At 57.0% G+C, this 15,023-nt stretch carries 14 protein-coding genes; 4 read left to right on the forward strand and 10 right to left on the reverse strand.

Annotated features, from left to right (window positions below; all coding sequences use genetic code 11):
- Positions 1-6: 6 nt before the first annotated feature.
- Positions 7-987 carry a sugar ABC transporter substrate-binding protein gene (locus tag ABLV54_RS16965; RefSeq protein ID WP_049015310.1) on the reverse strand — a complete coding sequence of 327 codons (981 nt, stop codon included), beginning with the start codon at positions 985-987 and terminating at the stop codon, positions 7-9.
- 408 nt (positions 988-1,395) lie between these two features.
- Between ABLV54_RS16965 and ABLV54_RS16970 the strand changes: the two genes are divergently transcribed.
- Positions 1,396-3,705, forward strand: a complete 2,310-nt coding sequence (locus ABLV54_RS16970) for a molybdopterin-dependent oxidoreductase (RefSeq protein ID WP_050532990.1) — start codon at positions 1,396-1,398, stop codon at positions 3,703-3,705.
- A gap of 107 nt (positions 3,706-3,812) precedes the next feature.
- Here the strand turns inward: ABLV54_RS16970 and ABLV54_RS16975 are convergent, their stop codons facing one another.
- Positions 3,813-4,355, reverse strand: a complete 543-nt coding sequence (locus ABLV54_RS16975; RefSeq protein WP_023288815.1) for an acireductone dioxygenase — start codon at positions 4,353-4,355, stop codon at positions 3,813-3,815.
- Positions 4,352-5,041 (reverse strand): acireductone synthase, encoded by a 690-nt coding sequence (gene mtnC / locus ABLV54_RS16980; protein ID WP_023288816.1) that lies wholly within the window; start codon positions 5,039-5,041, stop codon positions 4,352-4,354. Before mtnC ends, ABLV54_RS16975 begins: the two co-directional genes overlap by 4 nt.
- A 141-nt stretch (positions 5,042-5,182) precedes the next feature.
- Here mtnC and ABLV54_RS16985 point away from each other — a divergent pair, with 141 nt between their 5' ends.
- Positions 5,183-6,328: a pyridoxal phosphate-dependent aminotransferase gene (locus ABLV54_RS16985; RefSeq protein WP_072096474.1), complete on the forward strand. Its 1,146-nt coding sequence runs from the start codon at positions 5,183-5,185 to the stop codon at positions 6,326-6,328.
- Here ABLV54_RS16985 and ABLV54_RS16990 read toward each other — a convergent pair whose 3' ends face one another.
- The 4 genes from ABLV54_RS16990 to dsbG form a co-directional block, all read right to left on the reverse strand.
- Positions 6,329-6,955 (reverse strand): ParB/RepB/Spo0J family partition protein, encoded by a 627-nt coding sequence (locus ABLV54_RS16990; protein WP_023288818.1) that lies wholly within the window; start codon positions 6,953-6,955, stop codon positions 6,329-6,331.
- The gene (locus tag ABLV54_RS16995; RefSeq protein WP_050532988.1) at positions 6,940-8,163 is read right to left on the reverse strand and encodes a DUF3440 domain-containing protein; all 1,224 of its coding nucleotides are present in this window, start codon (positions 8,161-8,163) and stop codon (positions 6,940-6,942) included. Before ABLV54_RS16995 ends, ABLV54_RS16990 begins: the two co-directional genes overlap by 16 nt.
- A 113-nt stretch (positions 8,164-8,276) precedes the next feature.
- On the reverse strand, positions 8,277-9,209 hold the full coding sequence (locus ABLV54_RS17000) for a LysR family transcriptional regulator (protein WP_044521604.1): 933 nt from the start codon (positions 9,207-9,209) through the stop codon (positions 8,277-8,279).
- A gap of 180 nt (positions 9,210-9,389) precedes the next feature.
- Entirely contained in the window at positions 9,390-10,139 is a 750-nt protein-coding gene (gene dsbG / locus ABLV54_RS17005; RefSeq protein ID WP_023288821.1) for a thiol:disulfide interchange protein DsbG, read from the reverse strand.
- A gap of 410 nt (positions 10,140-10,549) precedes the next feature.
- On the opposite strand from dsbG, the gene ahpC reads away from it, so the two are divergent.
- Together ahpC and ahpF are read left to right on the forward strand one after the other, a co-directional pair.
- Positions 10,550-11,113 (forward strand): alkyl hydroperoxide reductase subunit C, encoded by a 564-nt coding sequence (ahpC, locus tag ABLV54_RS17010; protein ID WP_002894394.1) that lies wholly within the window; start codon positions 10,550-10,552, stop codon positions 11,111-11,113.
- A 241-nt stretch (positions 11,114-11,354) separates the two neighbouring features.
- On the forward strand, positions 11,355-12,920 hold the full coding sequence (gene ahpF / locus ABLV54_RS17015; protein WP_017899084.1) for an alkyl hydroperoxide reductase subunit F: 1,566 nt from the start codon (positions 11,355-11,357) through the stop codon (positions 12,918-12,920).
- A gap of 76 nt (positions 12,921-12,996) precedes the next feature.
- Here ahpF and uspG read toward each other — a convergent pair whose 3' ends face one another.
- The 3 genes from uspG to rna all read right to left on the reverse strand — a co-directional run bounded on the left by uspG (position 12,997) and on the right by rna (position 14,999).
- On the reverse strand, positions 12,997-13,425 hold the full coding sequence (gene uspG / locus ABLV54_RS17020; protein ID WP_002894401.1) for a universal stress protein UspG: 429 nt from the start codon (positions 13,423-13,425) through the stop codon (positions 12,997-12,999).
- A gap of 188 nt (positions 13,426-13,613) precedes the next feature.
- Complete coding sequence (gene rnk, locus ABLV54_RS17025; RefSeq protein ID WP_032455114.1) at positions 13,614-14,024, reverse strand: nucleoside diphosphate kinase regulator; 411 nt, start codon at positions 14,022-14,024, stop codon at positions 13,614-13,616.
- Positions 14,025-14,201: 177 nt separating this feature from the next.
- Positions 14,202-14,999 (reverse strand): ribonuclease I, encoded by a 798-nt coding sequence (gene rna / locus ABLV54_RS17030; RefSeq protein WP_023288823.1) that lies wholly within the window; start codon positions 14,997-14,999, stop codon positions 14,202-14,204.
- Between the last annotated feature and the right edge of the window lie 24 nt (positions 15,000-15,023).

Genomic DNA, 15,023 nt, shown 5'->3' on the forward strand with positions numbered 1-15,023 from the left:
GATTTATCACTGCAGTTCGCCGTATCCCAACTGTTTATACACCGCTTTCGCTTCCTGCGGACCTTTCACCGGTATGACCGGGATAAAGGTTTGCACCGGCAGTTTCTGACCGGCAAAGTAGCGGGCCACGTTATCGGCGGAGGTCTGGCCGATCAGATGCGGCTGCTGCGCGACGTTAGCCACGAAGGGGCTGCCGGGCTCCGCCATGATCTCCAGTGTCTCCGGGCCGGCATCGATGGCCGTCACTTTCACGTCCTTATCACGACCGGTCTCTTCCAGCGCCTGGACGATGCCGATGGCCGGTTGATCCCAGCAGGCGACATGGATGGCATCCAGTTTGCCTTTCGGATACTGGCTGAGTAATTCGAGGGTTTTCTTCCGCGCGTCTTCCGGCGAGTTGGCGAACTGTTCCGCGAGTTCAGGCTGGATAATATGAATATCCGGATAATCCTTAAGGACATATTTCCACTGATCGTAGCGAATTCCGCAAATACGCAGCGCGCTGGAGAACGCGTTAAATACCGCCACATTACCTTTGCCGCCTAATTCGTCCGCCATGTAGCGACCGATGGTGGAGCCCAGAGTGTAGTTATCGGAGGTGGAATTGTTGACCGAATATTGTGAAACATGATCCACGGTGAATACCGGGATGCCGGCATCACGTAAGGCTTTAAATTTGGGTTCGACGGCGCTGTCGCCGAGAATACTAATTACCGCGTCCACCTTGCGTGACAGTAAAATATCGTGATTATTGGCATGAACCTGATTATCCCGGCCGCCATCGACGCCAATGACTTTGCCCCCCAGCTTCTCCACTTCTTCTGTCGCGCCTTTGAAAGCCTCGCGATCCCAGAAATGCTGGGTGCCTACGACGGCAACGCCAATGGTTTTTCCCTGTAAGGAGAGGGCGTCAGCGGCGGTGACGCTCAGCGAGGCAAGGGAAAGCAGTCCCAGCGCGGCAGGCAATAATTTTTTCTTCTGCGACATTGTTATTATGATCCTGTGATGAAGGTGGTTGCGGACCGGTAGCATGACAAGAAGCACCTCGCCACCTCAAATACAAAATAAGTCTAAGTTATGCCGGCAATGTTATATCGCGGAAACGCCAGAGAAAAAGTTTATTTTGTCATGAAGAACCTGAAAATATTTCATGATGCCGGCTAGGCCTTTTTATTTTGTGGTTTTATTTTTGGTTTGTTCTGTGTTTATTTAGCGGATAAAGACAGTTTTCTTAATATTATGAGTGCATGGGAAATACGGCCTCTACTGCGAAAAAGAGAAGATTGCGCGGGCTAATGCTTTTTTTAGCAGAGCAATGTCTGGCCGGGTAAACAATATTACCGCATTTCCCCGCTTTATTTTAACGAACCTTAGGCTGAGAAGAACGCGGGCGCTATGAAGAAACAGCATAATTATACGGTGATGCACTGGGGAACCTGGCAGGTGGAGAGCCGCGAGGGCGAGATCGTGGCGGTTAAGCCGGTGCCCTGGGATAAAAACCCCTCACGCATCGGTCAATCGCTCCCCGACGCGGTGACCAGCCAAACGCGCATTCGCCGCCCGGCGGTGCGCGTCGGCTATCTGCAGCACGGGCCGGCGTCACGAGAAGGACGAGGCAAGGAGCCCTTTGTCGAAGTCAGCTGGGAGGTGGCCCTGGACCTGGTGGCTCGCGAGCTGCGCTCGGTCAAGGCGCGCTGCGGCAATGCGGCGATTTACGGCGGCTCCTACGGCTGGGCCAGCGCCGGGCGCTTTCACCATGCGCAGAGCCAGCTGCACCGTTTTCTTAAGGGCTTTGGCGGGTATACCGCCAGCACCAATACCTATAGCAGCGCCGCGGGCGAGCGCATTCTGCCGCATATTCTCGGGCCGCTGAGCCCGCTGCACCGTCAGCATACCCATTTTTCCGAGCTGGCGCGGGAGTGTCAGCTGTTTGTCGCAATTGGCGGTCTGCCGCTGCGCAATGCCCAGGTCAACGGCGGCGGCGCCAATGACCATATGCTGCCGTACTGGCTGGATAAGATGCAGGCCAACGGCACGCGGTTTATTAATATCAGTCCGGTGCGCAATGACCTCAGCGCAGTGGCCGACGCCGAGTGGCTGGCTATTCGGCCGGGCACCGATACCGCACTGCTGCTGGCGCTGAGCTATGTGCTGATCGCTGAGTCCCTCTACGACCAGGCGTTTGTCGCCAGCCATACCGTCGGGTTTGCCCCCTATCGCGCCTATCTGTTGGGCGAGCATGACGGCGTGGCGAAAACCCCGGCGTGGGCGGCGGCGATAACCGGCCTGGACGCGCAGCGCATCGCCGACCTGGCGCGGGAGATGGCCCGCCACCGGACGATGGTGAATATCTCCTGGTCTATCCAGCGCGCCCGTCAGGGGGAGCAGGCCTACTGGGCGACGGTGGCCCTGACCGCGCTGCTGGGACAGATCGGCACGCCGGGCGGCGGCCTCGGGTTTGGCTATGCCTGTACCAACCTGGCGGGCGCGGTGCGAAAAGCGTTTTCCGGCCCGCGCCTGCCCGCCGGGGAGAATGCGGTGGACAGCGTCATCCCGGTGGCGCGGCTGTCCGATATGCTGTTGCACCCGGGAGAAGCCTATGAGTTCGACGGTCAGCAGCTGCATTATCCCGACATCCGTCTGGTCTACTGGGCGGGAGGCAATGCGTTTCATCATCACCAGGATATTAACCGACTGTGCGAGGCCTGGCGCCGTCCGGAGACGGTGGTGGTGCATGAGCAGTACTGGACCGCGCAGGCCAAATTCTCCGACATCGTTCTGCCGGCTACCACCTCGCTGGAGCGAGAGGATATCGGCAGCGGCGGTCACGACGGGTTTATGATTGCCATGAGCGCGCAGATCCCGCCGGTGGGCGAGGCGCGTGATGATTACGCTATTTTCCTCGATCTTGCCGGGCGGTTGGGCTTCGGAGAACAGTTCAGCGAGGGGCGGGACGCCGGGCAATGGCTGCGCCATCTCTATGAGGAGTCAAGACCGCGGGCGCAGGAGGAGGGCATTGCGCTGCCCCCGTTCGAAGACTTCTGGCAGCAAGGGGTGCTGGAGTACAGCGCGCCGGCGCGGCCGCAGGTCTTTCTCGCCGATTTTCGCGCCGATCCGCAGCGCTATCCGCTTTCCACGCCCTCCGGCAAGATTGAACTCTTTTCCGCTACCGTCGCCGGGTTTGGCTATCGCGAATGCCCTGGCCATCCCTGGTGGGATGAGGAAGAGGCCGCCCGGCAGCGACAGGAGGCGGCGCGCTGGCCGCTTCATCTGCTCTCCAGTCAGCCGCGCGCCCGTCTGCACAGTCAGTACGACCACGGCAGCGTCAGTCGGGCGACGAAAATTCAGGGACGCGAGCCGTTGTGGATGCATCCGCAGGATGCGCAGGCAAGAGACATTCGCGAAGGCAGCGTGGTGAAAGTGTATAACGACCGTGGGGCGATTCTGGCGGGCGTGCACCTGAGCGAGCAGATTTTGCCGGGGGTGGTACAGATGTCCACCGGCGCCTGGTATGACCCTCTGGATCCGAATGAAAAAGGATCTCTCGATAAGCACGGTAATCCCAACGTGTTAACCGAGGATCGCGGCAGTTCGCGCCTGGGACAGGGCTGTAGCGCCCAGAGCTGTTGGGTGGAGATCGCCCCGTGGCGAGAGGAACTGCCGCCGATCACCGCCTTTGACCCGCCGAAGTTTATTGCGGTTTAGGTGTCAGGGATCGCCGGCGGCGGGTCGGCTATCCCGGAGAAGGCGCGGTATGCGCCGCCTCCGGGAAAGCGCGCGCCAGGCGGTTTAAGGCTGATGACAGGGCGACGTTACGCCAGCCGTGGGTAGGCGCTGGCGATATCGTCGCCGGTAAACTGGGCGATCCAGCCTTCCGGGTTATCAAAAATGCGAATGGCGGTGAAGTTCGGTTCTGAACCCATATCAAACCAGTGCGGAGTGTGGGCGGGAACCGAAATCAGATCGTTCTTTTCGCACAGCACCTGGAACACCTCGTCGCCAATGTGCAGGCAGAACAGGCCGGCGCCCTCGACAAAAAACCGCACCTCGTCTTCGCCATGAGTGTGTTCGTTCAGGAATTTTTCCCGCAGCGCCTCTTTCTGCGGGTTATCGGCGCGCAGGCTGATGACGTCCCAGCTCTGATAGCCCTTTTCGGCGACCAGTTTGTCAATCGCATGCTGATAGGCGGCAATCACAGTTTCTGCGCTGGGGGCCGCGCCGAGATCGCGGTCAGCCTGCCAGCGCTCAAAACGGACGCCTTTGGCGTTAAGCTGCTCCTGAATCGCTTTGGCGTCGGTGCTGTGCCAGACCGGCGTTTGCGGATCTTTCACGGAAAAAAGGGTTAATGCGCTCATGCTGGGATCTGCTCCGGATGAATGTCGTCAAAACGCTGAACCTGAGGGTGGCGGCTTGCCGGGTCGCGGTCGCCGCGTACCAGCTGGACAGTGCGCAACCCCGCGGCTTCGGCGGCGTCGAGTTCCTGATGGATATCCGACAGGAACAGGATGGCCCCGGGGGCGTGGCCCAGGTGTTCAGCAATATTGCGGTAGGACTGCGCTTCGCGTTTGGCGCCTACCAGGGTATCGAAATAGCCCGTAAACAGATGAGTAATATCACCTTCATCGCTGTAGCCAAATAACAATTTCTGCGCTGCCACGGAGCCAGAAGAATATACATACAGATCAATGCCCTGTGCTTTCCATTTCTCCAGCGCCGGCAGCACGTCCGGGTAGAGATGGCCGGTAAAGTCGCCGTTGAGGTAGCCATCGCGCCAGATGATCCCCTGCAGCGCCTTCAGCGCAGTGGATTTCCGATCTTCGTCCATAAAAGCGAAGAGGGTAGCAATCAGGTCGGCGGTGCTGGCGGCGGGGGCGTCTGTCTCGCGGCGCAAGTTGTCGAGGATCGTTCTCACCGGTTCAGCGTGCTGTTGAGCGGTCACAAAGCCGGCCAGTCGTTCGCGGGCGTAGGGGAACAGCACGTTATGCACGAAGCGGATATCGCTGGTGGTGCCTTCTATGTCGGTCACGATGGCGCGGATCATGGTTTCTCCAGAGTGGGCGTAGCGTGGAATAACATTAGCATTTAGACGTCTAAGCGTCTTGATTGCCAAATATTAACATCGTGTTATAGTGGCTTCAACAACAGCATTACAATCGGTACAAAAAGAATGAGTAATAACCCATTGATTCCAGAGAGTAAACTCCCGTCACTTGGCACCACCATTTTTACCCAGATGAGCGCTCTCGCCCAGCAGCATCAGGCCATAAACCTGTCGCAGGGCTTTCCCGATTTCGACGGCCCGCGCTATCTTCAGGAGCGTCTGGCGTACCACGTGGCGCAGGGGGCGAATCAGTATGCCCCGATGACCGGCGTGCCGGCGCTGCGCGAGGCGATCGCTGACAAGACGGCGGAGCGGTATGGATATCGACCCGACGTCAACAGCGATATCACGGTCACCGCCGGGGCGACGGAGGCCCTGTACGCGGCGATTACCGCTCTGGTGCGCCGCGGCGACGAGGTGATCTGTTTCGATCCCAGCTACGACAGCTATGCTCCCGCGGTGGCGCTGGCCGGTGGCGAATTACGCCGTATTGCCCTTCAGCCGCCGCATTTTCGCGTCGACTGGCAGCAGTTTGCCGCGACGCTGAGCGACAAAACCCGGCTGGTGATCCTCAACACCCCGCACAATCCCTCGGCCACGGTCTGGCAACGCGAGGATTTTGCCGCCCTGTGGCAGGCGATTGCCGAACGCGAGATCTATGTTCTCAGCGACGAGGTCTATGAGCATATCAACTTTGCCGAAGACGGCCACGCCAGCGTGCTGGCGCATCCGCTATTGCGCGAGCGGGCGGTGGCGGTCTCTTCGTTTGGCAAAACGTTTCATATGACCGGCTGGAAGGTTGGCTACTGCGTGGCCCCGGCGGCCATCAGCGCGGAGCTGCGCAAGGTGCACCAGTATCTGACCTTCTCGGTAAATACCCCGGCGCAGCTGGCGATCGCCGACATGCTGCGCGAGGCGCCGGATCACTACCGAGAACTACCGGCCTTTTACCGTGAACGCCGCGATCTGTTTATTGAGGCGCTGCGCCCCAGCCGGCTGGAGCTCCTGCCGTGTGAGGGGACCTATTTCCTGCTGGCGGACTACAGCGCCATCTCCGACCTTGACGACGTCAGCTTCTGCCGCTGGCTGACGACAGAGGTTGGGGTGGCGGCGATCCCGCTCTCCGTCTTCTGCGCCGACCCGTTCCCGCATAAGCTGATCCGCTTGTGCTTCGCTAAACAACCGGAGACCCTGCTGGCCGCGGCGGCGCGTTTGTGCGAGCTGTAGTTACTTTATGGTCCACGCCTGAGAGAACTGGCGGTCGGCGAACATCTCTGCCAGGCCGCTAATCTGCTTCAGGCGCAGCACCTCATCGGCATCCATCCCCAGCTCTTTGCCGATCTTCTGCGGCGTCCAGCCGAGCCGGGTTAGCTCGCGGACAATATCTGACATGGCGTGAATTTGGTGGCGTCCGCGCGCCCGGTTGTGGCGTATTGTCGCTGCCATCAGCCCGTCGCGTGAGGCGTTTTCATGCGTCAGGCAGGTGACCGGTAGATAGCCTTTCAGCTTTTTTTTCAGCGACGCTTTGCTGCAGGCCAGCTCATGGCGGTGAAAACCGTCGACAATCGCGTACCCCTGCGGTCCCTGCCTGATGACCACCACCGGCTGGGTAAAGCCATCGGCCTCCAGCGAGGTCTGCAGCAGGCGCTTCTCCGGCGGCGCCACGTTATTCGGATTATAGTCGTTCGGGATAACCTGCTCCTGTTTGACCCACAGCACACAGTCAACGGGCTGCGAGCGGAAGGGGCTGTGTTGGTGGAGCACCTGGCGAAACGCGTTGATAGCCTCGATACGCGCTTCGTCATCCAGCGTTTGCAGGAAATCCTCCAGCGCCTGCGTTAGTTGTTGTTGCATAATATCCCCCATTGTTGGCGATGTTTTTCCATACGTTTTCGGTAGCGCTGATAGTGGCTGCTTTTGGTTGGGCTGAAGGAGAGCTGGCGGCACCAGTAGTCATTATTGAGTAGCACTTTGCAGATCCGTCGCCAGGAGGGGATATCTTTGGTGCCAACGTCCGCGGGCTGAGTATCAGGGATCTCTTCCATGCCTTTTTTCTGGTACCAGCGCAGGTAGACGGCGATCTTATTGCGGTAATGCTCGGCGGTGGTTTCCGGCATGCTGTCGAGCAGAAACAGCGCATAGCTTTTCCATGTCAAATGGTCCGGTTTGTCGATTTTTCGGTGACCGTAGAATTGGTTATCATGCCCGGCATAGACGCCGCCGCTGTGCGCGCCGCTCACCCGCTGGCACATCGCGGCCCAGCGCTCCGGCTCCAGCACATGGTACAGCCATAGCCCCTGGCGCTGCTCCGGACCGAAGGGCTCGCAGATGCGCATATAGCGCAGCGGCACACCGGCCTGATACATCAGATCGTACAGCGGGTTATAGGGCTGGCCGCTTTTAGCAAACCAGGTCCAGACATCGGCGGTTTTCCAGTCATAGATCGGGTAGATGTACCAGGCGTGGCCGCCCGGCGCCGAGGTGGTCCACGGTTTATCGTCGGCGAAGCGCTGTTTTCGCTGAGAAGAGATGGTCATAAAGCGATTCAGCGACTCATCTGCCCGAATACCCACCAGCACGGCGGCGGGACGGCGCTGTGAAAACCACTCGGCAAAGTGGCTGACGAAGGCTTCAAAGCTCATCCCCGGCTGATAAAACGAAAAATAGCCCGGGTGGGTAATGGCCCAGGAGGGGGGCTGGCGGACCCAGGCGGTGCCGGGCTGCCAGCATTGCCATTGCGGCTTATACTGCGTCAGGGCATTTTGGGTAGTGAGCGGCAGGGCGACCCAGTAAAAGGTATCGATAACATCCTGATAGAGGGCGCGCAGTTTTTCACAGTGAGCGATGGTGCAGGAGAACTGCGCTTCCCAGTCAATAAACAGCACACTGATTTTCTTACCCTGCAACCGCGCTGCCTGCGCGGTTAAATGGAGCATAACGGTAGAGTCTTTTCCGCCAGAGAAAGAGACGCAAATGCGTGAAAAATTATCCATAACCCAATCGATCCGCTGCTCCGTCGCCTGCAGCACCGATTCCGCTAAGGGATATTTGATAAACGACATGACCATTAATCCTTTAATAGTAGAGATTCCCGTTCGCTCAGTATAAACGATGACGAGCGGGAAATTAATGGTCGACTTTCCCTTCCTTTGGGGAGGGTCAATAAGTCGGATCGTTATTGGCTGTTATTGAATTGGGGACGTGATATCTCTCTGTCATTCATTAAAATGGTGATTAATTCAGATAAAAAATGATTTTGTGCGGATGATTGATGGTAGTTAATATATATCGTAATGTCTGGAAAAAGTTCGTTTATATCGAGGACGTGAAGTTGCATGGCTGGCGAAATAAAATCATATAAATAGGACGGCAAGAAACCAATCAAATCGGTTTTATTGATCATGTTAAGAATGGTCATAAAAGAGTCGCTGCGAAAGGCAATATTACGCGGGTTCAGCCAGGGCGTGCTGCTTTGCTGAACGCGCTGGATAACGGGATCGTTGGTAATATAGTGGGTGAAAAACTCCTGCGCCAGCGCGTCAACTGACGTGAGCGCCTCGCGCCGCGGATGGTTCGTCCGACACACCGCGAGGGTCTGCACCGTCTGATAGGGCTGACAGATGGTGGCGCGGTTGGTGATGGGCATTCGGGTGAACACCAGGTCAGCCTGGCGATATGCCAGCAGCTCCTCAGCCGATTCGGTGGTGGTCAGGTTATGATGCTCAATTTGCAAGTTGGCCTGATGACAAAGCTGGTTAATCATAAAGTGGCTGTTTACTGAACAGAACAGCGGGGGGCCATATATTACAATACGTTTACGCAGATCGGAGCGGTTATTGAGATTGATCGTTTTTTCCAGCTGCTCCAGATTTTGCTGCAGGTGGTAATGAAGATTCACGCAGGCGGTGGTGGGCGTCATTCCCTTCCCGACGCGCACAAATAGCGGATCGTCTAACTGCTGACGCAGACGCTGTAATGACTGACTTACCGCTGACGGGGTGATAAATAACATCGCCGCCGCTTTGCTGATGCTTAAATGCTGATAGATACATTCAAAAATAACCAATAAATTTAGATCGAACTTTTTCAGATCGTAAAGATTTGCCATTAACACAGTCCTGTTTATTGCCAGTATAAGTTAAAATATTTCTAACGATAATATATTGCGTCTTAGTATTTGCGGTGTGAATTTAATTGTGGGCAAATAAAATTAAGTTTTGCTTAATATATCTTACTATCGGCAGTGGCACCAGCGGTCGGATTCGCCAGGCGCCACACCGGGACGAAATTACTCTTTTTCACCCATCATAATAGACAGCTTCTCTTTATCCGGCAGGCCGACCACCTGCTGCAGCATATTATCCTTATTCATATAATAAATAGCTGGCGTGACGTTGGCCCCCAGATCGTCCATTAGCTGCTGGTTGACGTTGAGCATTTTCATCTTCTCCGGCGGGATAGCCTTCGGTATCGTCAGGGCCATTTTGCCGTTCGATTGCTCGTAATCGTGCCAGGTTTTCGCCGGATCTTTACTGGCGAGGATCGCCGCGGCGGTGGCCGGGCTCTCCGGCTTGATCACGCCCACCAGCAGGGTGCGGATCTGCACTTTACCGGCCTCCACCCAGGGACGGGACTGCTGCCAGAACTGTTTGCAGTAAGGGCAGAAGGGATCGGCAAAGACATACAGCACGATGGGGGCGTCCTTGTCGCCATCCTGCAGCCAGTGGGCGCTGGCCATCTTCTTCCACATCTCCTGTCCCGCCGGCGTGTAGAGCGCTTTTTGAAATAACTGCTCGCTGAGGTTGTTGCCGTTTTCGTCGTACATATAACCGGAAATGGCATGTTTGCCGTCAGGCGTGAGGTAGATGGCGACGCCCATATCCTGGTATTTCCCCAGCCAGCCCTTCATTCCCCCCGGCGCGTCAAAGGGTTTGATGATGGTAATGCCCTGTTTTTCAATTGCTTTTACCGGGGCGGGCAGTTCTTCCGCATAGCTACAAAAAGGTAAAAGGCTGAGCAACAGCAGACGTTTTAACATGAGTATTCCTTGTAAAATCAGCAGGAAAGGAAGAAACATTGCCAAACCTATTACAGTTATAGGCAGGATCAGCAGAACGACGGATTGTCCTTTCCTGGCGTGGGTGATGTAATCCTGGATGCTGTTACATTAAGGTAATGTAGAGCGCAACACATAGCCAGTCTGACTGGCGCTGAACCTACCTTCGGGTATTTCAGGTAACGGGGCCGCCTGAAAGGGTGGCCTTTTTACTTTTGTCGCGGCAAATGATGCGAAAAACAGCGAACTGCGCTGAACGCGTCGACAGGTTCACATAGTTGTCTTGTTCCGGTTGTTAGATAACGCTTATTGATTCGATAATGTAAACGCATTGGTCGGGTCAGGAAAAATTCGTTAACTTAGACCTCAACGAAAACACGGAGGAAGTATAGATGTCCTTAATTAACACCAAAATCAAACCGTTCAAAAACCAGGCATTCAAAAATGGTGAATTCATCGAAGTCACCGAGAAAGACACCGAAGGCCGCTGGAGCGTCTTCTTCTTCTATCCGGCTGACTTCACCTTCGTCTGCCCGACCGAACTGGGCGACGTGGCTGACCATTACGAAGAACTGCAGAAGCTGGGCGTAGACGTTTACTCTGTTTCTACCGATACCCACTTCACCCACAAAGCGTGGCACAGCAGCTCTGAAACCATCGCGAAAATCAAATACGCGATGATTGGCGACCCGACTGGCGCCCTGACCCGTAACTTCGACAACATGCGTGAAGATGAAGGTCTGGCTGACCGCGCCACCTTCGTGGTTGACCCGCAGGGTATCATCCAGGCGATCGAAGTTACCGCTGAAGGTATCGGCCGTGACGCGTCTGACCTGCTGCGTAAAATCAAAGCGGCGCAGTATGTTGCTTCCCACCCAGGCGAAGTGTGCCCGGCGAAATGGAAAGAAGGCGAAGCGACGCTGGCTCCATCCCTGGACCTGGTCGGCAAAATCTAATAATCACGGCGTCTTTCGCATCATAGCGGCGTTGGCTGCGCTTGATCACCCCGGTCACTTACTCGTGTAAGCTCCCGGGGGTTCATAAGCTTGCCGCCTTGCTCTGACGCGAAATACTTTGGAAATTACTTCAGTCATGGGCGCACCTGCGCCCATTTCATTCCAACACCATGATGCAAGCGCATTCAGGCAGCCTGACAAGGCCGCTTGCATGATGATGTTTTAAGCCCAGGAGATAACAATGCTCGACACCAACATGAAAACCCAGCTCAAGGCCTATCTTGAGAAGCTGACCAAGCCTGTTGAGCTGATTGCCACGCTGGATGACAGCGCTAAATCGGCAGAAATCAGGGAACTGCTGGCTGAAATTGCTGAACTGTCAGACAAAGTCACCTTTAAAGAAGACAACACGCTGGCGGTACGCAAGCCATCGTTCCTGATTACTAACCCCGGTTCCGACCAGGGCCCACGCTTTGCGGGCTCCCCGCTGGGCCACGAGTTTACCTCGCTGGTGCTGGCGCTGCTGTGGACCGGCGGTCATCCGTCGAAAGAGGCTCAGTCTCTGCTGGAGCAGATCCGCGATATCGATGGCGACTTCGAGTTTGAAACCTACTACTCGCTCTCCTGCCATAACTGCCCGGACGTGGTCCAGGCGCTGAACCTGATGGCGGTGCTCAACCCGCGTATCAAACATACGGCGATTGACGGTGGGACGTTCCAGAATGAGATCACCGAGCGCAACGTGATGGGCGTGCCGGCGGTGTTCATGAACGGCCAGGAGTTTGGTCAGGGGCGGATGACGCTGACGGAAATCGTCGCCAAAGTGGACACCGGTGCGGAAAAACGCGCAGCGGAAGAGCTGAATCAGCGTGACGCTTACGATGTGCTGATCGTCGGTTCCGGCCCGTCCGGCGCGGCGGCCGCGGTTTACTCTGCGCGTAAAGGGATTCGTACCGGCCTGATGGGCGAGCGCTTCGGCGGCCAGGTGCTGGATACCGTGGATATCGAAAACTACATTTCGGTGCCGAAAACCGAAGGCCAGAAGCTGGCCGGGGCCCTGAAAGCGCACGTTAGCGACTATAACGTCGATGTGATCGACTCCCAGAGCGCGACCAAACTGACGCCAGCGGCGACAGAGGGCGGCCTGCATCAGATCGAAACCGCCTCCGGCGCGGTGCTGAAGGCGCGCAGCGTCATCATTGCCACCGGGGCGAAATGGCGCAACATGAACGTGCCGGGCGAAGATCAGTATCGCACCAAGGGCGTAACCTACTGCCCGCACTGCGACGGCCCGCTGTTTAAAGGTAAGCGCGTGGCGGTGATCGGCGGGGGGAACTCCGGCGTGGAAGCCGCCATCGACCTGGCGGGCGTCGTGGAACACGTGACCCTGCTGGAATTCGCACCGGAGATGAAGGCCGACCAGGTGCTGCAGGATAAAGTCCGCAGTCTGAAGAATGTCGACATCATTCTCAATGCGCAGACCACGGAAGTGAAAGGCGACGGCAGCAAGGTCACCGGTCTGCAGTATCGTGACCGGGTGAGCGGCGATGAGCATCACGTCGCGCTGGCGGGCATCTTCGTCCAGATCGGCCTGCTGCCTAATACCACCTGGCTGGAAGGCGCGGTTGAGCGTAACCGTATGGGCGAGATCATCATCGATGCGAAGTGCGAAACCAACGTTAAAGGCGTATTCGCCGCCGGTGACTGCACCACCGTGCCGTACAAGCAGATTATCATCGCGGCAGGGGAGGGGGCGAAAGCGTCGCTGAGCGCCTTCGACTATCTGATCCGCACGAAAACCGCATAACAAGTCAGACAATAGACCTGCATAACAAAGAGGCTACCCAGGGGTAGCCTCTTTTTTTATGCGCTTTTCCTCAGCCTTACCTGACGACCATCACCGGGATATGGGCGTGACGGATGACGCTCGAGGCGTTGGAGCCCAACAGGTGAGTACTGATGGAGGGATTGCGTGAGCCAATCACCACCACGTCGGCGTTTATTTCGCTGGCCAGTTCGTTGACCATGTCGCGCACGCTGCCGAAACGCACATGCAGCTTGATCCGCGATGGGTCAATGCTGAAATGGCTGACCATGGTCTGCAGGCGGGTTTCCGCCTCGTGCTGCAGATGTTCCTCAAAACGCCGCAGGTCGGCGGTAAAACGGCTCATCGTGAAGCTCGCTGAACCGGGTAAGACGTGGAGCAGATGGATCACCCCGTCCTGCTGGGCCAGAAACTCCGCATGCCGGACGGCTTTATCGCTCAGCGCCATCTCAAAGACATCAACCGGCATAATGATAGTCTTATACATATGCAATCCTCCTTGTTCGTTTGCGTCTATATCAACATATTATATGCGGATATTGTGTCATTCAGGTCGCAAAACTGTCAGTCAGGCAGGCGCAAAGCGTAAAAAAAGGTTAGCGGGGGGAAAGACAGCAGAAAGAGGATGTGTGGACATCCTCTGAATAAAGCGCGATACGCCTCAGGCAGCGGGGATTAACGGTGGAATTCGCCAGCGGCTTCCGGCTGGTACAGCAGCGCCAGCACTTCCAGGTGCGTCGACGCCCCGCCCGGCAGCTCCCAGTGAATGGTGCTGCCGACCTTGAGGCCGAGCAGCGCGGCGCCCACCGGCGCGAGGACGGAGAGCTGGCTGGCGCTGTCGGTCACCTGCGTCGGAAACACCAGCGTCCGCACGCGCTCTTCACCGCTGGTTAAATCGCGGAATTTAACCGTACTGTTCATGGTGACGACATCGTGCGGCATCGCTTCCGGCGCAAGCATTTGCGCGCGGTCGAGCTCGTCGTTCAGGGCATCGGCAACCGGCGAGCTGGCGAAAGCCGGCTGCTCCAGCAGCCTGTCGATACGTTCGGCATCCAGTTCGTTAATGATGATTGCGGGTCTGGTCATTGCATACTCCATGTTATCCAGGAACCTGTCCGTAAAAGAAAACCCTCGCCGAAAAAGGCAAGGGTTAAGGTTCTCCCATCATACTGAGAGTTGCCGGCAGTTTGAAGTGATGAAACGCACAATCAGCGCGCAACGCCTCCGGCGAAGGGCGTTTTCTGAACAGTATGCCGCGTTGCGCTAGTGGCCAACCTTATCGAGGATAAACTGCGCGCCGCAGTTACCCGGGTGAGGCTGGGGCAGAAAGGCGGAGGTGGCCAGTGGGGCGTTGATGGTCGCGGCGTTGAGCGAGATTTGCATCTCGGTCAAATAGGCAGGATTACCGTTACAGGTTAATTTAAACGCCTTCACGCTCTGCGGACCCCAGGCGCGGGCCACGGCGGCGTCGAAGTCGGCCCGACTGACGGTTTGGCCATAGTGTTTGGCAAGGAAATCACCAACCGGGCTGCGCTTAATTTCCCCGTTCAGGCGCACCATGGCGCCAAAATAGCTGTCGGGATCGAAGCCGAAGCAGACACCATGTTTGGCATATTCGTAACGTTCGAGGCAGGAGGTGCCGCCCGCGCCCGGCATTACGCTATTCAGTTTGTTGGCCATCTCCAGCGACAATCCCGTCTCCGCCGCCTGACATTTGCGGTTCGCTTTCACCTCCGGCATGTCGGGCAGCGGGCGCGTGGCGCAGCCGTAGCGCATCCAGCGTCGTTCATCCACTCCGCGCGCGGCAATGGACTTTGGCAGCCCGGGCCACAGGCCGTGCACGGTCAGAAAATCGGCTTTATTCGCGGTTTCCTGCTGCAGGCGGCACTCTTCCGGTTCGTTGCGGTTACGGTCATACATGCTCTGACAGAATCCGGTTTGCCAGGAGAGGGCCAGGACATAGCGGTCAAAATCAGCGTATCGCGTCGCGGTGAGCGGTTCAGCGCCGGCCTGAGTGGCGGTAAGCACAAGGGCAAGCGCGGCGAATTCCTTCCTGAACATGTTTATTCCTGATTGTGGATGGCA

Origin of the sequence: Klebsiella sp. JB_Kp042 (genome assembly GCF_040065275.1) — a bacterium.
In the GTDB taxonomy this organism is placed as follows: domain Bacteria; phylum Pseudomonadota; class Gammaproteobacteria; order Enterobacterales; family Enterobacteriaceae; genus Klebsiella; species Klebsiella quasipneumoniae.